General features: G+C 42.7%; 20 protein-coding genes. 17 read left to right on the top strand and 3 right to left on the bottom strand.

Going from position 1 to position 17,647, the window contains the following annotated elements; all coding sequences use genetic code 11:
- From RN80_RS08420 to RN80_RS08410, 3 genes are read left to right on the top strand one after another with little or no spacing between them, the layout of a single operon-like run.
- Complete coding sequence (locus RN80_RS08420) at positions 1 to 756, top strand: ABC transporter ATP-binding protein (protein ID WP_045611207.1); 756 nt, start codon at positions 1 to 3, stop codon at positions 754 to 756.
- Positions 757 to 775: 19 nt separating this feature from the next.
- The gene (locus RN80_RS08415; protein ID WP_045611208.1) at positions 776 to 1,786 is read left to right on the top strand and encodes an ABC transporter substrate-binding protein; all 1,011 of its coding nucleotides are present in this window, start codon (positions 776 to 778) and stop codon (positions 1,784 to 1,786) included.
- Positions 1,767 to 2,459: an alpha/beta hydrolase-fold protein gene (locus RN80_RS08410; protein WP_045611209.1), complete on the top strand. Its 693-nt coding sequence runs from the start codon at positions 1,767 to 1,769 to the stop codon at positions 2,457 to 2,459. The genes RN80_RS08415 and RN80_RS08410 overlap by 20 nt, the downstream gene beginning before the upstream one ends.
- A 43-nt stretch (positions 2,460 to 2,502) precedes the next feature.
- Here RN80_RS08410 and RN80_RS08405 read toward each other — a convergent pair whose 3' ends face one another.
- On the bottom strand, positions 2,503 to 3,252 hold the full coding sequence (locus tag RN80_RS08405) for a lysophospholipid acyltransferase family protein (protein ID WP_045611210.1): 750 nt from the start codon (positions 3,250 to 3,252) through the stop codon (positions 2,503 to 2,505).
- A 132-nt stretch (positions 3,253 to 3,384) separates the two neighbouring features.
- Here RN80_RS08405 and RN80_RS08400 point away from each other — a divergent pair, with 132 nt between their 5' ends.
- The 6 genes from RN80_RS08400 to RN80_RS08375 all read left to right on the top strand — a co-directional run bounded on the left by RN80_RS08400 (position 3,385) and on the right by RN80_RS08375 (position 10,493).
- Positions 3,385 to 5,721 carry a cation-translocating P-type ATPase gene (locus RN80_RS08400; RefSeq protein ID WP_060628774.1) on the top strand — a complete coding sequence of 779 codons (2,337 nt, stop codon included), beginning with the start codon at positions 3,385 to 3,387 and terminating at the stop codon, positions 5,719 to 5,721.
- 101 nt (positions 5,722 to 5,822) lie between these two features.
- On the top strand, positions 5,823 to 6,500 hold the full coding sequence (locus tag RN80_RS08395) for a tRNA (adenine(22)-N(1))-methyltransferase (RefSeq protein WP_060628620.1): 678 nt from the start codon (positions 5,823 to 5,825) through the stop codon (positions 6,498 to 6,500).
- Positions 6,487 to 7,284, top strand: coding sequence for a Nif3-like dinuclear metal center hexameric protein (locus RN80_RS08390; RefSeq protein ID WP_060628619.1), 798 nt, complete (start codon positions 6,487 to 6,489; stop codon positions 7,282 to 7,284). The genes RN80_RS08395 and RN80_RS08390 overlap by 14 nt, the downstream gene beginning before the upstream one ends.
- 16 nt (positions 7,285 to 7,300) lie before the next feature.
- Positions 7,301 to 8,404, top strand: a complete 1,104-nt coding sequence (locus RN80_RS08385; protein WP_060628618.1) for an NAD(P)/FAD-dependent oxidoreductase — start codon at positions 7,301 to 7,303, stop codon at positions 8,402 to 8,404.
- Positions 8,405 to 8,506: 102 nt separating this feature from the next.
- Positions 8,507 to 9,526: a UDP-glucose 4-epimerase GalE gene (gene galE, locus RN80_RS08380; protein WP_060628617.1), complete on the top strand. Its 1,020-nt coding sequence runs from the start codon at positions 8,507 to 8,509 to the stop codon at positions 9,524 to 9,526.
- Between the two features lies 1 nt (position 9,527).
- A complete protein-coding gene (locus RN80_RS08375) occupies positions 9,528 to 10,493 on the top strand; it encodes a glycosyltransferase family 2 protein (protein WP_060628616.1) in 966 nt (321 codons plus the stop codon).
- Between the two features lie 57 nt (positions 10,494 to 10,550).
- Here RN80_RS08375 and RN80_RS09805 read toward each other — a convergent pair whose 3' ends face one another.
- Entirely contained in the window at positions 10,551 to 10,748 is a 198-nt protein-coding gene (locus RN80_RS09805) for a ferredoxin (protein WP_004235080.1), read from the bottom strand.
- Positions 10,749 to 10,793: 45 nt separating this feature from the next.
- Between RN80_RS09805 and RN80_RS08370 the strand changes: the two genes are divergently transcribed.
- From RN80_RS08370 to RN80_RS08335, 8 genes are all read left to right on the top strand, one after another.
- Positions 10,794 to 11,285: an SAG1386/EF1546 family surface-associated protein gene (locus RN80_RS08370; RefSeq protein ID WP_001040919.1), complete on the top strand. Its 492-nt coding sequence runs from the start codon at positions 10,794 to 10,796 to the stop codon at positions 11,283 to 11,285.
- 9 nt (positions 11,286 to 11,294) lie between these two features.
- Complete coding sequence (gene cmk, locus RN80_RS08365; protein ID WP_060628615.1) at positions 11,295 to 11,966, top strand: (d)CMP kinase; 672 nt, start codon at positions 11,295 to 11,297, stop codon at positions 11,964 to 11,966.
- 129 nt (positions 11,967 to 12,095) lie between these two features.
- Entirely contained in the window at positions 12,096 to 12,434 is a 339-nt protein-coding gene (locus RN80_RS08360; RefSeq protein WP_045611217.1) for a zinc ribbon domain-containing protein YjdM, read from the top strand.
- A 2-nt stretch (positions 12,435 to 12,436) separates the two neighbouring features.
- Positions 12,437 to 13,066 carry a Pr6Pr family membrane protein gene (locus tag RN80_RS08355; RefSeq protein WP_060628614.1) on the top strand — a complete coding sequence of 210 codons (630 nt, stop codon included), beginning with the start codon at positions 12,437 to 12,439 and terminating at the stop codon, positions 13,064 to 13,066.
- 124 nt (positions 13,067 to 13,190) lie between these two features.
- Positions 13,191 to 14,342 (top strand): MFS transporter, encoded by a 1,152-nt coding sequence (locus RN80_RS08350; protein WP_023946242.1) that lies wholly within the window; start codon positions 13,191 to 13,193, stop codon positions 14,340 to 14,342.
- A 99-nt stretch (positions 14,343 to 14,441) separates the two neighbouring features.
- The gene (truA, locus tag RN80_RS08345) at positions 14,442 to 15,191 is read left to right on the top strand and encodes a tRNA pseudouridine(38-40) synthase TruA (RefSeq protein WP_023946244.1); all 750 of its coding nucleotides are present in this window, start codon (positions 14,442 to 14,444) and stop codon (positions 15,189 to 15,191) included.
- Positions 15,181 to 15,954, top strand: coding sequence for a bifunctional hydroxymethylpyrimidine kinase/phosphomethylpyrimidine kinase (locus tag RN80_RS08340; protein WP_000794766.1), 774 nt, complete (start codon positions 15,181 to 15,183; stop codon positions 15,952 to 15,954). The genes truA and RN80_RS08340 overlap by 11 nt, the downstream gene beginning before the upstream one ends.
- Entirely contained in the window at positions 15,932 to 16,393 is a 462-nt protein-coding gene (locus RN80_RS08335; protein WP_000814989.1) for an ECF transporter S component, read from the top strand. The genes RN80_RS08340 and RN80_RS08335 overlap by 23 nt, the downstream gene beginning before the upstream one ends.
- A gap of 103 nt (positions 16,394 to 16,496) precedes the next feature.
- Here the strand turns inward: RN80_RS08335 and RN80_RS08330 are convergent, their stop codons facing one another.
- Positions 16,497 to 17,579, bottom strand: a complete 1,083-nt coding sequence (locus tag RN80_RS08330; protein WP_060628613.1) for a M24 family metallopeptidase — start codon at positions 17,577 to 17,579, stop codon at positions 16,497 to 16,499.
- Positions 17,580 to 17,647 lie beyond the last annotated feature (68 nt).

Genomic DNA, 17,647 nt, shown 5'->3' with positions numbered 1-17,647 from the left:
ATGGACTTGATTTGTCAGGATGTCCACTTTGGACTGGGAGAGAAAAAAATCCTCAAGGGAGTTTCTCTTAAAGTTGAAGGGAATCAATTTCACACGATACTAGGACCAAATGGAAGCGGGAAAACCAGTCTACTTAAACTCCTCTATCGTCAGGAAAAGGCGGACAAAGGCTTGATAAGCCTAGATGGAAAGCCTCTGGAACAATGGACGCTCAAAGAAACAGCCAAGCAAATGGCAGTTGTGACCCAGTTTAACCAACTGCAGTTTGATTGTACAGTTGAAGAAATCGTCTTGCTGGGAAGAACTCCCCACCTCTCTTTTTTACAGAAGGAAAGGGAAAGGGATTTTACGCTCGTTCAAGATGCCCTCGTTAAGGTGGATATGCTCGAGAAGAAAACTCGTCTCTATTCGTCCCTGTCGGGGGGAGAGAAACAGCGAGTTTTGTTAGCCCGCGCCTTGGCGCAAGAACCGACTCTCTTGCTCCTGGACGAACCAACCAATCACCTGGATATCAGGTATCAGCTAGACTTGTTGGCCATTGTGAAGAATCTCAAGGTCAATGTTCTAGCTGTCCTGCATGATATTCAACTTGCTTGTCGCTATTCGGATTATCTCTATCTGATGAAAGAGGGGGAAATCCTTTACCAAGGGACTCCAAAGGAGACCATCACCCCTGAGTCATTGCAAACTGTATATGGAGTTCAAAGTCAAGTGACTTGGACCGAGGATCAGCAAGCCATGATTCACTATTTATAAGAATGAAAAGGAAAACAATATGAAAAAAACACTAAGCATTTTACTCGTAACAGTAGCTACCTTAACTTTGGCAGCTTGTGGCAATACTACTACAGAAAAAGCTACCACACAACCTAGCACAGAAACAAGTCAAAAGGCTAAAGCAGAGACGACTTATCCACTAACGGTCAAAACCTATGACGCGAAAGGGAATGAAGTCGAACAAGTTTTTGACAAGGCACCTGAAAAAGTTATTACAAACAATCTTTCAACCACTGAAATCTTATTGGAGTTAGGGTTGAAGGATAAAATTGCTGGCATGCTTAATCCTGATAATGCTGTGACGGACAAATACAAGGACGCGATCGCGACGATTCCTCAAATTGGAGATAAAAAAACAGTCTCACAAGAAACAGTTCTTTCTTATGAGCCAGACGCTGTGATGGGGCGAAACATGATGTTTTCTGAAAAATCCTTGGGGACAGTTAGCACTTGGAATGAAAACAAAATCCCAGTTTATACTCAAAAAGCTTCTCTCTCAACAATTCAGCAAGATTTGGGGAATATCGTAGAAGATGTCAAAAATCTTGGAATGATTTTTAATGTTCAGGAAAAATCCAATGAATACGCAGCCCAATTACAAACTAAAATTGACGCTGTTAAGAAAGCAAATCCAGCAAGCCAAGGTGAAAAGAAAAAGGCTTTGATTATGGTTGCTTATAATGATCAAACCTTCGGTGCCTACAAGTCTGCTTTGCAAGAAAGTTTGTTGAACCAACTTGGTTATACAAACGTTGCTACGGGGACATCAGGCTTGACCTTGGAAAATCTCGTGTCAATGGATCCTGAATTGATTATCTATGTAACCAGCGATCGTAATAAAAAATTGGATGAAAAAGCAGTAGAGTTGATGAAGGCAAATGCTGTTTTGGAAAGCGTTCCTGCTATTAAGAATCAAAAAATCATGACCATCTCTTACGATGAATTGATGGACTATGGTCCATCAGTGATTGATTCCCTTGAGAAAATCAATGACTTTATCAATAAATAATGAGTTTGATTGGGAAGGAATTCAAGTCAAAATCAGCCTTCCCTCTAACTACGACCCCAATCAAACCTATCCGGCTATTTTATTGAATGATGGAAACTTGGATTTCCTATCGTCCCTTTCCGAATCTGTGATTTTAGTGGGCTTGACCTCTAAAAATCGCTTAGACGACTACACTCCCTGGGCGACATCAGCTCTGAGAGATGGAGCTCCAGATTTTGGAGGTCAGGCCAACGCCTATCATGATCATTTATTTGGAGGTCTTTTAGACAAGTTGCAGTCGCTTTATCGCCTGGACGAAACTCGCCTTGCTTATGGAGGCTACTCACTAGGTGGTTTGGCGGCAGTCTACAGTCTTTTCAGCTTTGACAAGGTTTCCTGTGTCTTTTCGATCTGCGGTTCCTTTTGGTATCCTGATTTTGTGACTTACTGCAAGGCAGAGACAGTGAAAAATCTAGACTGTTTGCTGTATTTACAGAATGGTCAAACAGAAGGAGCCAATCATAGTAATCGCTTGGCTCAAGCACCAGCCTATGCTGAACAGATCCATACCAGTCTTCAGAAATGCTATCCGAACGGCCAGTTTGTCTTTGATCCTCATGGACACCATGAACAAGTAGTTGAACGATTCCTAGCTTTTTCCAGCTGGTTAGCCCAAAAATGGAAAATCGAATAAAAGATTTATCCCTTGGCTTTTGCCAAGGGATTGTTGTATTTGTTTAACCAAGGTTTTCTCTTTTTTTATCTGGATTCCATACGAAGCTCGCGATAAAGCTAAAGATGATGGTTAGGATAGCGAGGATAATGGCAAGGATGAGAGCAGGGATGCGGATAAACCACCAGAGTGGGTTTGGTTTTTTATCATTGTGCCATTGTTTCGTTTCTTGGTCCAAACGTTGAAATTCTGTTTGGATACGATTGGCGACTGTTTCAATGCCTTCATCATTCATTTTCTTGATATCTGAGATATCGATTGGATTTCCAAAGTTCATATCGACACGTTCACGGCTAACTAAGCCCTTCAAAGTCATGGGACCTGTGTAGGTAACCGGCATGATACGGACCTTGGCCATTTTGGCAATCAAGGCTACGCCACCCTTGACATCGTTTGAGTGACGGCTCCCACTTGGAAACATGATGAGAGAGCGATCACTTTTTTTGAGAACATTGATAGGGTATTTGATGGCAGAAGCGCTAGGATTTTCACGGTCGATAGGAAAGGCACCACACATACGAATCCACCAGCCAAAGATACGGTTGGTAAAGAGCTCTTTTTTGGCCATAAAGATAAATTGTTTTGGCTTGGTCGCAAAGGCCATGTAAACAGGATCCCACCAGGTACGGTGAGGTGCAACCAAAATATAATTTTCATCTTGATTAGGAATTTTATCAGTATTATGATAGTGGGCATTGCCATTGATGGACCATAGGAGCAAGACAACCAATCCACGTAAATAAGTATAAAACATGCGATCTCCTTCGATTATTTTCTTGTTATTATTATACCTTATCAAAGGAGGGCTGGCAAACTTTTCCCTTGACTAGGTGCATATTTGGGATGAGATTAGAATTCTTTTAGAAAAAATGATATGATAGAATTCATGGATAAAAATAAGATTATGGGATTAACCCAAAGAGAAGTCGAGGAAAGACAGGCTAAGGGCTTGGTCAATGATTTTACTGCTTCGGCCAGTACCAGTACCTGGCAAATCATCAAACGAAATGTCTTTACCCTTTTTAACGCTTTGAACTTTGCCATTGCTTTGGCACTAGCCTTTGTGCAGGCTTGGAGCAATCTGGTCTTCTTTGCCGTTATCTGTTTTAACGCTTTTTCTGGAATTGTGACCGAGCTGCGAGCTAAACACATGGTGGATAAGCTCAATCTCATGACCAAGGAAAAGGTCAAAACCATCCGTGATGGCCAAGAAGTGGCTCTGAATCCTGAAGAATTGGTGTTAGGAGATGTCATTCGTCTGTCTGCTGGAGAGCAGATTCCCAGTGATGCCTTGGTTTTGGAAGGTTTTGCGGAAGTCAATGAAGCCATGTTGACGGGGGAAAGTGATTTGGTGCAAAAGGAAGTGGATGCCTTGCTTTTGTCAGGAAGTTTTTTAGCCAGTGGGGCAGTTTTAGCTCAAGTTCACCATGTAGGTGCAGACAACTATGCTGCCAAACTCATGCTGGAAGCCAAGACCGTTAAACCAATCAACTCTCGTATCATGAAATCGTTGGACAGGCTAGCTGGTTTTACTGGGAAGATTATCATTCCTTTTGGTCTGGCTCTCTTGCTAGAAGCCTTGCTTTTAAAAGGCTTGCCTCTTAAGTCGTCCGTTGTAAACTCGTCGACAGCCCTTTTGGGGATGTTGCCTAAGGGAATTGCCCTTTTGACCATTACTTCGCTCTTGACAGCAGTGATCAAGCTGGGCTTGAAAAAGGTCTTGGTGCAGGAGATGTACTCTGTTGAGACCTTGGCACGCGTGGATATGCTCTGTTTGGATAAGACGGGCACCATCACCCAAGGAAAGATGCAGGTGGAGGCTGTTCTTCCGCTGACGGCAACTTACGGTGAAGAGGCTATTGCCAGCATCCTGACAAGCTATATGGCCTATAGTGAGGATAAGAATCCAACTGCCCAAGCTATTCGCCAGCGATTCCAAGGCCAAGTAGCCTATCCTATGATTTCCAATCTTCCCTTCTCTAGCGATCGCAAGTGGGGAGCCATGGAGTTAGAAGGTTTGGGAACAGTTTTCTTAGGTGCCCCTGAGATGTTGTTGGATTCTGAGGTCCCAGAAGCCAGGGATGCCTTGGAGAGAGGGTCACGTGTCTTGGTCTTAGCTCTCAGTCAGGAGAAATTAGACCATCGCCAGCCGCAGAAACCATCTGATATTCAGGCTCTAGCCTTGCTAGAAATCTTGGACCCTATCCGAGAAGGAGCTGCGGAGACGCTGGACTATCTCCGTTCTCAGGAAGTAGGACTAAAAATTATCTCTGGTGACAATCCAGTTACGGTTTCCAGTATTGCTCAGAAGGCTGGTTTTGCGGACTATCACAGCTATGTAGATTGTTCGAAAATCACGGATGAGGAATTGGTTGCTATGGCGGAGGAGACTGCGATTTTCGGTCGTGTTTCCCCTCATCAAAAGAAACTCATCATCCAAACGCTGAAAAAAGCGGGTCATACAACAGCTATGACGGGAGACGGAGTCAATGATATTCTGGCCCTTCGTGAGGCGGATTGTTCTATCGTGATGGCTGAGGGAGATCCTGCGACTCGTCAGATTGCCAATCTGGTTCTCTTGAACTCTGACTTCAATGATGTTCCTGAGATTCTCTTTGAAGGTCGTCGCGTGGTCAATAACATTGCCCATATCGCCCCGATTTTCTTGATAAAGACCATCTATTCATTCTTGCTCGCAGTCATCTGTATTGCCAGTGCTCTTCTGGGACGGTCTGAATGGATCTTGATTTTCCCTTTTATTCCAATCCAGATTACCATGATTGACCAGTTTGTGGAAGGTTTCCCACCATTCGTTCTGACTTTTGAGCGAAATATCAAACCTGTCGAGCCAAACTTCCTCAGAAGATCCATGCTTCGTGCCCTACCAAGCGCTCTCATGGTCGTCTTCAGCGTACTCTTTGTGAAAATATTTGGAAGTAGCCAAGGTTGGTCTGAGTTAGAAATCTCAACTCTACTCTATTATCTCTTGGGGTCAATTGGTTTCTTATCAGTTTTTAGAGCCTGCATGCCATTCACTCTCTGGCGTGTCTTCTTGATTGTTTGGTCAGTAGGAGGCTTCCTAGCCACAGCTCTCTTCCCAAGAATTCAAAAATTGCTTGAAATTTCAACACTTACAGGACAAACATTACCTATTTATGGTGTCATGATGTTGGTCTTTACCTTGATTTTCATCCTGACTAGTCGCTATCAAGCCAGAAAATAAAGAAAGACTGCAATCTGAGGATTGCGGTTTTTTTAGGTGCAAGATTGCCAGCGGAAATGTGGTATAATAAGAAATAATATAGTTTTGGAAAGTGAGAGAAAATGATTTCAAAGAGATTAGAATTAGTGGCTTCCTTTGTGCCACAGGGAGCCATTTTACTAGATGTGGGGAGTGACCATGCTTATCTGCCTATCGAGTTGGTCGAAAGAGGACAAATCAAAAGTGCCATTGCAGGTGAGGTCGTAGAAGGTCCCTATCAGTCCGCGGTTAAAAATGTTGAAAGTCACGGGTTAAAGGAGAAAATCCAAGCCCGTTTAGCAAATGGCTTGGCAGCCTTTGAAGAGGCCGACCAAGTATCGGTTATCACCATTGCAGGTATGGGTGGTCGTTTGATTGCTAGGATTTTAGAAGATGGCTTGGACAAGTTAGCTCATGTAGAGCGTTTGATTCTCCAGCCCAATAATCGTGAAGACGATTTGCGTATCTGGTTACAAGAGAACGGATTTCAGATTGTAGCCGAAAGCATCTTAGAAGAAGCTGGCAAGTTTTACGAGATTTTGGTGGTGGAAGCAGGACAAATGAAGCTATCAGCCAGTGATGTTCGCTTTGGCCCTTTCTTGTACAAAGAGGTCAGTCCAGTCTTTGTCCAAAAATGGCAAAAAGAAGCTGCTAAGCTAGAGTTTGCCCTCGGACAAATTCCAGAAAAAAACCTGGAGGAACGTCAAGTTCTAGTAGATAAAATTCAAGCCATCAAGGAGGTTCTCCATGCTAGCAAGTGACGTGATTAACGCATATGAAGCCTTTTGCCCTCAGGAATTTTCCATGGAGGGAGACAGTCGTGGCCTGCAAATTGGAACTTTAGACAAGGATATCCAAAGGGTCATGGTGGCTCTGGATATTCGTGAAGAAACGGTGGCTGAAGCCATTGAAAAGGGTGTGGACTTGATTATTGTCAAGCACGCGCCTATCTTTCGTCCGATCAAGGATTTGGTAGCTAGCCGTCCGCAAAATCAGATTTACATCGACCTCATCAAGCATGACATCGCAGTTTATGTCAGCCATACCAATATTGACATCGTTGAAAATGGTCTCAATGATTGGTTTTGCCAGATGCTAGGAATCGAGGATACAACTTATCTTCAGGAAACAGGTCCTGAACGTGGAATTGGACGTATTGGAAATGTTCAGCCTCAGACATTTGGGGAATTGGCCCAACATGTCAAGCAAGTCTTTGGTTTAGATAGCCTTCGAATGGTGCATTATCAAGAGAGTGATTTGCAGACGACTATTTCAAGAGTGGCCATCTGTGGTGGCAGTGGGCAGTTATTCTATAAAGATGCTTTGGCAAAGGGGGCAGATGTCTATATTACTGGCGATATCTACTACCATACTGCCCAGGATATGTTGTCTGATGGTTTGCTAGCATTAGACCCAGGCCACTATATCGAAGTGCTTTTTGTAGACAAAATCGCAGCACTTCTTAGTCAATGGAAGGAAGAGAAGGAATGGACTATTGATATTGTCCCTAGTCAAGCATCGACCAATCCTTTCCATCATATCTAGTTAGAAAGTGAAAACAATGAAAAAAGTTGCCATTATCGGAGCAGGAGTTGTGGGAGCAACAGCTGCCTACTACCTCTCGAAAGAAAGTGAACTAGAGGTGACAGTCTTTGACCATGGACAAGGTCAGGCTACCAAGGCCGCAGCAGGAATTATCAGTCCTTGGTTTTCCAAACGTCGTAATAAAGCCTGGTACAAAATGGCGCGCTTGGGGGCTGACTTTTATGTGGATTTATTAGCTGATTTAGAGAAGTCAGGTCAAGAAATCGACTTTTACCAGCGTTCGGGAGTCTTTCTCCTGAAAAAGGATGAAACTAAGTTGGAAGAACTCTATCAACTAGCCCTCCAGCGTAGAGAAGAATCTCCTTTGATAGGGCAATTAGCCATTCTGGACCCAGCATCAGCTAATGAATTATTCCCTGGCTTGCAGGGATTTGATCACTTGCTCTATGCTTCTGGTGGAGCGAGAGTAGATGGTCAACTCTTAGTGACTCGTTTGCTGGAAGCCAGTCAGGTCAAGCTGGTCAAAGAAAAAGTGACTCTGACACCTTTAGCATCAGGCTACCAGATTGACGAAGAGGTGTTTGATCAGGTTATTTTGGCGACGGGAGCTTGGTTGGGGGACTTGTTAGAACCCTTGGGTTATGTTGTGGATGTCCGTCCTCAAAAAGGACAACTACGAGATTATCAGCTTGCCCAAGACATGGAATCTTACCCTGTTGTTATGCCAGAAGGGGAGTGGGATTTGATTCCTTTTGCAGGTGGGAAATTATCCCTAGGCGCTACCCATGAAAATGACATGGGATTTGATTTGACGGTAGATGAAACCTTGCTCCAACAAATGGAGGAGGTAGCCTTGCCTCACTATCCAGCTTTGGCTAAAGCGACTTCCAGAAGTGAACGAGTGGGAATCCGTGCCTATACCAGTGATTTCTCACCTTTCTTTGGGCAAGTACCTGGCTTAGCAGGTGTCTATGCTGCTAGTGGACTAGGTTCATCAGGCCTCACAACTGGTCCTATTATTGGTCACCATCTAGCTCAACTGGTCCAAGATAAGGAGTTGACCTTGGACCCTCTAAACTACCCAATTGAAAACTATGTCAAACGAGTAAAAAGCGAATAAGCATTTTACTGAAATTTTAGTTCCCCCTCTAGGATGGCAAATGACATTCCCTATCAAAAATGGTAAAATAAGAAAAAATAATCCGAGAATCGAGGAAAGAAGATGCAAGAAAAGATTTTGGTAACGGGTGGAGCAGGTTTTATCGGAACCCACACTGTTATTGAGTTAATCCAAGCAGGTCATCAAGTTGTTGTGGTGGATAACCTTGTTAATAGTAACAGAAAAAGTTTAGAAGTTGTTGAAAGAATCACAGGAGTTGAAGTGCCTTTCTATGAGGCAGATATCCGTGATACCGATACTCTAAGAGATATTTTCAATCAAGAAGAACCAACAGGGGTCATTCACTTTGCTGGCTTGAAGGCTGTTGGCGAATCAACACGTATCCCTCTTGCCTACTATGACAACAATATAGCTGGGACTATTAGCCTTTTGAAAGCTATGGAAGAAAACAACTGTAAGAACATCATCTTCAGTTCTTCTGCGACAGTTTACGGAGATCCTCATACAGTGCCAATCTTGGAAGATTTCCCACTTTCAGTGACCAATCCATATGGCCGCACCAAGCTTATGCTAGAGGAAATTTTAACGGATATCTACAAGGCAGACTCAGAATGGAATGTGGTCTTACTTCGTTACTTCAACCCAATCGGAGCCCATGAGAGTGGTGATTTGGGAGAAAATCCAAACGGTATTCCAAACAACCTCTTGCCATATGTGACGCAAGTAGCCGTTGGAAAATTAGAGCAAGTGCAAGTGTTTGGAGACGATTACGATACAGAAGATGGAACTGGTGTTCGTGACTATATCCACGTTGTCGATTTGGCCAAAGGTCACGTTGCAGCTCTGAAAAAAATCCAAAAAGGTTCAGGTCTAAACGTTTATAACCTTGGAACAGGTAAAGGCTACTCAGTTCTTGAAATTATCCAAAATATGGAAAAAGCAGTGGGACGACCAATTCCTTACCGCATTGTCGACCGTCGCCCAGGGGATATCGCAGCCTGCTATTCAGATCCTGCAAAAGCCAAAGCAGAACTGGGCTGGGAAGCAGAACTCGGCATCACCCAAATGTGTGAAGACGCATGGCGTTGGCAAAGCAAGCATCCAAATGGATTTGAAGACTAAGATGGTGATATCAATCATTGTCCCCTGTTTAAACGAAGAGGAAGTACTTCCTCTTTTTTATCAGGCTTTGGAAGCTTTACTTCCAGATTTGGAAACAGAAATCGAGTATGTCTTTGTCGACGATGGATCAAGTGATGGGACCTTGGAACTCTTAAAGACCTATCGGGAGCAAAATCCGGCAGTTCATTATATTTCTTTCTCGCGAAATTTCGGCAAAGAAGCAGCCCTTTATGCAGGCTTGCAATATGCGACAGGAGATCTAGTGGTGGTGATGGATGCAGACCTCCAAGATCCTCCTAGTATGTTGCTAGAGATGAAAGCCTTACTAGACCAGAATGCAGACTTGGACTGTGTTGGAACACGCAGAACCAGTCGAGGGGGAGAACCCTTCTTTCGCAGTTTCTGTGCTAATCTCTTTTATCGTCTTATGCAAAAAATTAGTCCAGTAGCCTTGCCGTCAGGTGTCCGTGATTTTCGCATGATGAGAAGATCTGTAGTGGATGCCATTTTAAGCTTGACTGAGTCCAATCGCTTTTCGAAGGGACTCTTTGCCTGGGTCGGCTTTAAAACCCACTATCTGGACTATCCCAATGTCGAAAGGCAGGCAGGAAAGACCAGTTGGAGTTTTAGGCAACTCTTTTTCTACTCCATTGAAGGGATTGTTAATTTTTCAGATTTTCCCTTGATTATAGCCTTTGTGGCAGGTCTCCTATCTTGTTTTATTTCTCTACTTATGACCTTTTTTGTTGTGGTTCGGACCCTCATTTTGGGCAATCCGACATCAGGTTGGACCTCTCTGATGGCTGTTATTCTCTTCCTTGGTGGGATTCAACTCTTGACCATTGGGATTCTCGGCAAGTATATCAGTAAGATTTATCTAGAGACTAAAAAAAGACCACTTTATCTCGTCAAAGAAAAAAGTGACCTTCCTGATTTTACAGAAAAAAATAAAGAGAAAAGACTATAATTTTGCATGGAAATATGCTAAACTAGAAGGAGTAGAACGTTCTTGTCTATATTATAGTTAATCTTTAATCAAGGCACGTGTCGGACAGTTTCTAACAGCTTCTACGACGTCCTGACTAGGAGAAATTTCTTTTTCTAGTTGATCAGGATCATCGTAAAAACGCACGATTCCATTATCGTGGTAATCAAATAATTCAGAATAAGTTTGGCAAAGCCCACAGGCAATGCAACGTTCAGGTATAAGTGTGATTTTCATATTTATATTGTAATAAGAAAAGTAAAAAAAAACAAGGAGTAAGGTATGGCAAAAGAACCGTGGCAAGAAGATATTTATGAGAATCAAGAAGAAACAAGATCAGAACGTCGTAAGAGAGAACAAGGTGGAGGAGTGCTGGCTAATCGTATCTTGACTATTTTAGCAAGTATTTTCTTTGTGATTGTAGTCGTGATGATTATTGTTCTTATCTATCTTTCATCGGGTGGGAGTAATCGCACAGCAGCCTTGAAAGATTTTCACGATTCAGATACAAAAGTAGAGCAAGTTTCTTCTACTTCTAGTAGTAGTTCAGAGCAGGCATCTTCTAGTTCAGAGGAGAAGGTAGAAGAGTCATCTAGTAGCTCAGAACATCCAACTGATCCAGAAGGAACTACAAAAGTTATGGCTGGAGAAGGAGAAGCAGCTATTGCCGCTCGTGCAGGAATCTCGATTGCTCAGTTAGAGGCTTTGAATCCTGGCCATATGGCTACAGGATCTTGGTTTGCTAATCCTGGAGATGTGATTAAGACTAGATAGGAGTCATAAATGAAGACGATTCAAATTGCTATTGACGGTCCAGCTTCAAGTGGTAAGAGTACGGTCGCAAAGATTATTGCTAAGGATTTTGGTTACACCTATCTAGATACAGGTGCCATGTATCGTGCGGCGACCTATATGGCTCTGAAACACCAGTTAGGAGTGGAAGAGATTGAGGAACTTTTAGCCTTATTGGACCAGCATCCAATCAGCTTTGGGCGCTCAGAAACTGGAGAACAACTTGTCTTTGTAGGAGATGTGGACATTACTCATCCTATTCGTGAAAATGAAGTGACCAATCATGTTTCGGCTATTGCAGCAATTCCTGAAGTACGTGAGAAACTAGTTTCTCTCCAACAAGAGATTGCCCAGCAAGGTGGGATTGTCATGGACGGTCGCGATATTGGAACGGTTGTATTGCCACAAGCAGAATTGAAAATTTTCCTAGTAGCTTCGGTAGATGAAAGAGCAGAGCGTCGTTACAAGGAAAATATTGCTAAGGGAATTGAAACAGACCTTGAAACCCTAAAAGAGGAAATTGCTGCGCGTGACTACAAGGATAGCCATCGTGAGACTTCGCCTCTCAAACAAGCAGAGGATGCTGTCTACCTTGATACAACTGGTTTGAGCATTCAAGAAGTAGTTGAAAAAATCAAAGCAGAAGCTGAAAAAAGAATGTAAATTTAGAAAAGCCGATAGATTGATATCGGTTTTTTCTAAATTTGTCAAAATGGTGATTTTAAGGTATAATAGTTGCTGTTCGAGAAATTTTGATTTTCAAAGAATAGTGAATGATTATAAGGAGAAACCATGAACAACCTACCAAATTGCCCAAAATGTAACTCAGAGTATGTCTACGAAGACGGTGCCCTACTGGTTTGCCCAGAGTGTGCTCATGAGTGGAATCCTGCTGAAGTTGCAGATGTAGAAGAGGGTCTTGTTGCTGTCGATGCCAACGGAAATAAATTGGCTGACGGTGATACAGTCACTCTAATCAAGGACTTGAAAGTAAAAGGTGCGCCAAAAGATTTGAAACAAGGGACGCGCGTGAAAAATATCCGCATCGTAGAAGGCGATCACAATATCGACTGTAAAATTGATGGCTTCGGTGCCATGAAACTCAAATCAGAGTTTGTGAAGAAAATTTAAGTATGTCAAAACACTATAAACTTGTATTTTATAGCCGTATCTTCTTGTTTCTAGCGGCTTTTACGGGAGTTTATCTTGAAATCACCAAGCATGGTGGATTTGGGATGCTGCTCTATTATACGGTTCTGTCCAACCTTTTAGTAGCGATTTTTACGCTCTATCTCCTAAAGGTTATGAGCCGTTTAGGTGAAAACTGGCAAAGGCCAAGCCTCTTGCGTTTAAAAGGTGGGGTCACCATGAGTATCATGATTACCTGTGTGATTTACCATTTCCTCTTAGCGCCTATTGCGACTAATTTCTATACTCTAGAAAATTTCCTTTGCCACTATATCGTTCCGCTTTGGTTTTTAGCGGATACCCTCTTTTTTGACAAACAGGGTCAATACAAAATCTGGGATCCAGTTGTGTGGACGATTTTACCCTTGCTTTATATGATTTTTGCTCTTTTTAATGGCTTGGTACTGAAACTAGACATTCCTAATTCTAAGGTCAGTCCCTTCCCTTACTTCTTTTTGAATGTGAACAAGGGTTGGGATGTCGTGTTCAAGTGGTGTCTGATTATCTTTGTTGCCTATATGGTGGCAGGATTTATCTTCTACTTTATTAAGCAAATCAAGAGAAAATCATCCTAAGACACAAGGGATTCATTTTCGAGTTTAAGAAGGAGTCTGTACACTAAAGAGGCTTCTTCTTTTCTTGCTTGTTTGATGACTATCAAAAAAGTAGAAGATTAAGAGAAATATAGAAAGAGATTTCATGAAACAATTTTTAGAACGGGCCAGTATTTTGGCTCTCTCCCTCGTTTTGATTACGTCCTTTTCCATCTCGAGTGCCCTGCCAGCCATGTTTGACTATTATCAAGGTTATCCTAAGGAACAAATTGAGCTCTTGGCGAGCTTGCCTTCCTTTGGAATCATGATTATGTTATTACTAAATGGTTTCTTAGAAAAAATATTTCCTGAGCGCTTACAGATCAGTTTGGGATTGCTGATTTTATCACTAAGTGGAACTGCTCCCTTTTGGTACCAAGCTTATCCTTTTGTCTTTGGAACACGGATTCTTTTTGGTTTAGGTGTTGGGATGATCAATGCCAAGGCCATTTCTATTATCAGTGAACGCTATCAAGGAAAAACGAGAATTCAGATGTTAGGGCTACGCGGTTCTGCAGAGGTCGTTGGGGCTTCTCTCATTACCTTGGCAGTCGGCCAATTGTTGGCCTTTGGTTGGACAGCTACTTTCTTAGCTTATAGTGCTGGATTTTTAGTTCTGATCCTTTATCTGCTCTTTGTACCTTATGGAAAAGAAAAGAAAGAAGTCAAGAAAAAAACGAAGGAAGCAAGTCGCTTAACTCGGGAAATGAAGGGCTTGATTTTTATCTTAGCTATTGAAGCGGCGGTTGTAGTTTGTACCAATACAGCTATTACCATCCGTATTCCAAGTCTGATGGTGGAAAGAGGACTGGGAGATGCCCAGTTATCTAGTTTTGTTCTTAGTGTCATGCAGTTAATCGGGATTGTGGCTGGTGTGAGTTTTTCTTTCCTGATTTCAATATTTAAAGAGAAACTGCTCCTCTGGTCTGGTATTACCTTCGGCTTGGGGCAAATTGTGATTGCCTTGTCTCCATCCTTGTGGGTGGTAGTGGCAGGAAGTATTCTGGCTGGCTTTGCCTACAGTGTAGCCTTGACGACAGTCTTTCAACTTGTCTCTGAAAGAATTCCAGCTAAACTCCTCAATCAAGCAACCTCATTTGCAGTTTTAGGCTGTAGTTTCGGAGCCTTTACGACTCCATTCGTTCTAGGTGCAATTGGCTTATTAACTCACAATGGGATGTTGGTCTTTGCTATCTTAGGATCTTGGTTAATTGTAACCTCTATCTTTGTCATGTACCTACTTCAAAAGAGAGCTTAGGATTGGTTTCCTAAGTTTTTCTTTTTTGGATTTTTGTACCCAGACACTATTTGATTTAGGGCCTTGTTTACAGACTAATTTCTTGATAAAATAGAAGTTATGACAAGATATAAAGCAACTATTTCCTATGATGGTTACGCCTTTGCTGGTTTTCAGCGCCAGCCTCATGCGCGTAGTGTTCAGGAAGAAATTGAAAAAACCTTGACCAAGTTAAATAAAGGGCAAGCCATTACTGTTCACGGTGCTGGTAGGACAGATAGTGGGGTTCATGCCCTGGGACAGGTTATTCATTTTAACCTGCCTTATCAAATGGATGAGGAGAAGCTCCGTTTTGCTCTAGACACTCAGTCCCCTGAAGATATTGATGTGATTTCGATTGAGCTTGTGGCGGATGATTTTCATTGCCGTTATGCTAAGCACAGTAAGACCTATGAGTTTATCGTGGATAGGGGCCGTCCCAAAAATCCGATGCGCCGTCACTATGCCACCCACTTTCCTTATCCGCTTGATGTGGAACGGATGCGGGAGGCTATCAAAAAATTAGAAGGCACTCATGATTTCACCGGCTTTACAGCCTCTGGGACTAGTGTAGAGGATAAGGTTCGCACCATCACAGAAGCTAGTCTTAGGGTTGATGAGACAGGCCAGTTTTTGACCTTTACCTTTTCAGGAAATGGTTTCTTGTATAAGCAGATTCGTAATATGGTGGGGACACTGCTTAAAATCGGCAATAACCGCATGCCAGTAGAGCAGATTGACCTCATCTTGGAGAAAAAGGACAGGCAGCTTGCAGGTCCCACTGCAGCACCAAATGGTTTATATTTAAAGGAGATTCGTTATGAAGAATAATCGTATTTTAGCACTTTCTGGAAATGATATTTTTAGTGGTGGTGGTTTGTCAGCTGATTTGGCTACTTATACCTTGAACGGCTTGCATGGCTTTGTAGCAGTGACTTGTTTGACAGCCTTGACGGAAAAGGGCTTTGAAGTCTTTCCAACTGACGATACCATTTTTCAACATGAATTAGATAGCTTGCGTGATGTGGAGTTTGGGGGGATTAAGATTGGTCTTCTACCAACTGTCAGTGTGGCTGAGAAGGCCTTGGACTTTATCAAGCAATGCCCAGGAGTGCCTGTGGTTCTGGACCCTGTCTTGGTCTGCAAGGAAACACACGACGTAGCTGTAAGTGAACTCTGTCAAGAGTTGATTCGCTTTTTCCCTTATGTCAGTGTGATTACGCCTAATCTTCCTGAAGCAGAATTATTGACTGGTCAGGAAATCAAAACCTTGGAAGACATGAAAGCTGCAGCGCAGAAATTGCATGAATTAGGAGCGCCAGCAGTCATTATCAAGGGAGGCAATCGCCTTAGTCAGGACAAGGCTGTAGATGTCTTTTATGATGGACAAAACTTTACAGTCCTAGAAAATCCTGTCATTCAAGGGCAAAATGCTGGTGCAGGTTGTACCTTTGCCTCTAGCATTGCCAGTCACTTGGTTAAAGGTGATGAACTTTTACCAGCAGTAGAAAGCTCTAAGGATTTCGTTTATCGTTCTATTGCACAAGCAGATCAGTATGGAGTAAGACAATATGAAGCAAACCAAAACAACTAAAATCGCCCTTGTATCCCTCTTAACCGCCCTCTCTGTGGTTCTAGGTTATTTCTTAAAAATTCCAACACCGACAGGCATTTTAACTCTTTTAGATGCGGGTGTCTTCTTTACGGCCTTCTACTTTGGTAGTCGTGAAGGGGCTGTAGTAGGAGGACTAGCAGGTTTCTTGATTGACCTCTTATCAGGCTATCCTCAGTGGATGTTCTTTAGCTTGGTCAACCATGGCTTGCAGGGATTTTTCGCAGGATTTAAAGGAAAAACTCAGTGGTTAGGCCTTATCTTAGCAACGATTGCCATGGTAGGGGGTTACGCCTTGGGCTCTACATTGATGAATGGCTGGGCTGCAGCTCTACCAGAAATTTTACCAAATTTCATGCAAAATATGGTAGGGATGATTGTAGGATTTATCCTTAGTCAAAGTATCAAGAAGATTAAGTAATGAGGCTGAGTCAAAAGTCTTTCAAATAAGAAAAACGCATAGTATCAGGTGTTGAAAAACCTTGATACTATGCGTTTTATTGTGGGAAGATTTTCGAAGAATTTTAATCAAAATAAAGCAAGTCTTTGCTGGTGTTTGTAAAGAGGTCAAAGCCATCTTTGGTAACAACACCACAGTCTTCGATACGGACACCGACTTTACCAGGGATATAGATACCTGGTTCAACAGAGAAGCACATGCCTTCTTCGATGACCATGTCGTTTCCTTCCATGATAGATGGGAATTCGTGGACATCCATACCGATACCGTGACCAAGACGGTGGTTGAAGTACTCGCCGTAACCAGCTTTTTCAATGACCTCACGGGCCGCGCGGTCCACTTCATGAGCAGTCACACCTGGCTTGATAAAGTCAAGAGCAGCTTGTTGGGCTTCAAGAGTTAAGTTGTAAATATCTTTCTTGAATTGGTCTGGTTTGCCGACAGCGACCGTACGAGTCATATCTGACGCATAGCCGTTGACTAGAACACCAAGGTCAAAGAGGAGAAGGGCGTTATTTTCAACTTTGTTTGCTGCTGGAATACCGTGTGGATTTGCAGCATTATCACCAGTCAAGACCATGGTATCAAAACTCATTTCATAACCTTCACGCTTCATAGCAAAGTCGATTTGGGCAATAATATCTGTCTCAGTCTTATCAAGAGAAATATTGTCAAAACCAACCTTAACAGCCTTGTCCGCATAGAGACCGGCCACCATCATTTTTTGCACTTCGTCAGCTGATTTGATAAGGCGCATACGTTGGATACGAGGAGTGAGGTTTTCAAACTCAGCAGTTTCAAAGACTATTTTCAAGCCATGATATTTGGTCAAGATGAGATTGTCAAACTCAACAGCGACACGTTTGAAGTCAAGTTGTGGAAGAGCATGTTTCATTTTTTGCCATGGATTTTCAGAATCCACATAGCCCACAACTGGGAAGGAAACAGTGCTGCTTGCACGCTCAACCTCAAGGGCTGGGACAAAGAGGAGAGGTTCCTGATCTGCTAGGACAAAAAGGAACATTTGGCGTTCATGGGGATCACTGTAAAAGCCAGTGAGGTAATTGATTGTGACGGGGTCAGATACGACAGCGACGTCTAGTTTTTCTGATTCAAGATATGTTACGATTTGTTGTAATTTAGACATATGCTACCTTCTTTCTACCCCTCTATTTTGGCAAAAAATGAGAGAAAATGCAAGGGAGAAGGGTAAAA

The organism is Streptococcus mitis (assembly GCF_001281025.1).
Classification (GTDB): Bacteria; Bacillota; Bacilli; order Lactobacillales; family Streptococcaceae; genus Streptococcus; species Streptococcus mitis_AK.
This window is presented reverse-complemented; position numbering and strand designations above follow the sequence as displayed.

Bases quoted from the DNA above. Each gene is read 5' to 3' on its own strand.
- RN80_RS08370 (WP_001040919.1), top strand. From the start codon at position 10,794: ATGGCAAAAGAACCGTGGCAAGAAGATATTTATGAGAATCAAGAAGAA.
- RN80_RS08355 (WP_060628614.1), top strand. From the start codon at position 12,437: ATGTCAAAACACTATAAACTTGTATTTTATAGCCGTATCTTCTTGTTT.
- galE (WP_060628617.1), top strand. From the start codon at position 8,507: ATGCAAGAAAAGATTTTGGTAACGGGTGGAGCAGGTTTTATCGGAACC.
- RN80_RS08415 (WP_045611208.1), top strand. From the start codon at position 776: ATGAAAAAAACACTAAGCATTTTACTCGTAACAGTAGCTACCTTAACT.
- RN80_RS08385 (WP_060628618.1), top strand. From the start codon at position 7,301: ATGAAAAAAGTTGCCATTATCGGAGCAGGAGTTGTGGGAGCAACAGCT.
- RN80_RS08410 (WP_045611209.1), top strand. From the start codon at position 1,767: ATGACTTTATCAATAAATAATGAGTTTGATTGGGAAGGAATTCAAGTC.
- RN80_RS08390 (WP_060628619.1), top strand. From the start codon at position 6,487: ATGCTAGCAAGTGACGTGATTAACGCATATGAAGCCTTTTGCCCTCAG.
- RN80_RS08375 (WP_060628616.1), top strand. From the start codon at position 9,528: ATGGTGATATCAATCATTGTCCCCTGTTTAAACGAAGAGGAAGTACTT.
- RN80_RS08350 (WP_023946242.1), top strand. From the start codon at position 13,191: ATGAAACAATTTTTAGAACGGGCCAGTATTTTGGCTCTCTCCCTCGTT.
- RN80_RS09805 (WP_004235080.1), bottom strand. From the start codon at position 10,748: ATGAAAATCACACTTATACCTGAACGTTGCATTGCCTGTGGGCTTTGC.
- RN80_RS08395 (WP_060628620.1), top strand. From the start codon at position 5,823: ATGATTTCAAAGAGATTAGAATTAGTGGCTTCCTTTGTGCCACAGGGA.
- RN80_RS08335 (WP_000814989.1), top strand. From the start codon at position 15,932: ATGAAGCAAACCAAAACAACTAAAATCGCCCTTGTATCCCTCTTAACC.
- RN80_RS08400 (WP_060628774.1), top strand. From the start codon at position 3,385: ATGGATAAAAATAAGATTATGGGATTAACCCAAAGAGAAGTCGAGGAA.
- RN80_RS08360 (WP_045611217.1), top strand. From the start codon at position 12,096: ATGAACAACCTACCAAATTGCCCAAAATGTAACTCAGAGTATGTCTAC.
- RN80_RS08330 (WP_060628613.1), bottom strand. From the start codon at position 17,579: ATGTCTAAATTACAACAAATCGTAACATATCTTGAATCAGAAAAACTA.
- RN80_RS08420 (WP_045611207.1), top strand. From the start codon at position 1: ATGGACTTGATTTGTCAGGATGTCCACTTTGGACTGGGAGAGAAAAAA.
- truA (WP_023946244.1), top strand. From the start codon at position 14,442: ATGACAAGATATAAAGCAACTATTTCCTATGATGGTTACGCCTTTGCT.
- RN80_RS08405 (WP_045611210.1), bottom strand. From the start codon at position 3,252: ATGTTTTATACTTATTTACGTGGATTGGTTGTCTTGCTCCTATGGTCC.
- RN80_RS08340 (WP_000794766.1), top strand. From the start codon at position 15,181: ATGAAGAATAATCGTATTTTAGCACTTTCTGGAAATGATATTTTTAGT.
- cmk (WP_060628615.1), top strand. From the start codon at position 11,295: ATGAAGACGATTCAAATTGCTATTGACGGTCCAGCTTCAAGTGGTAAG.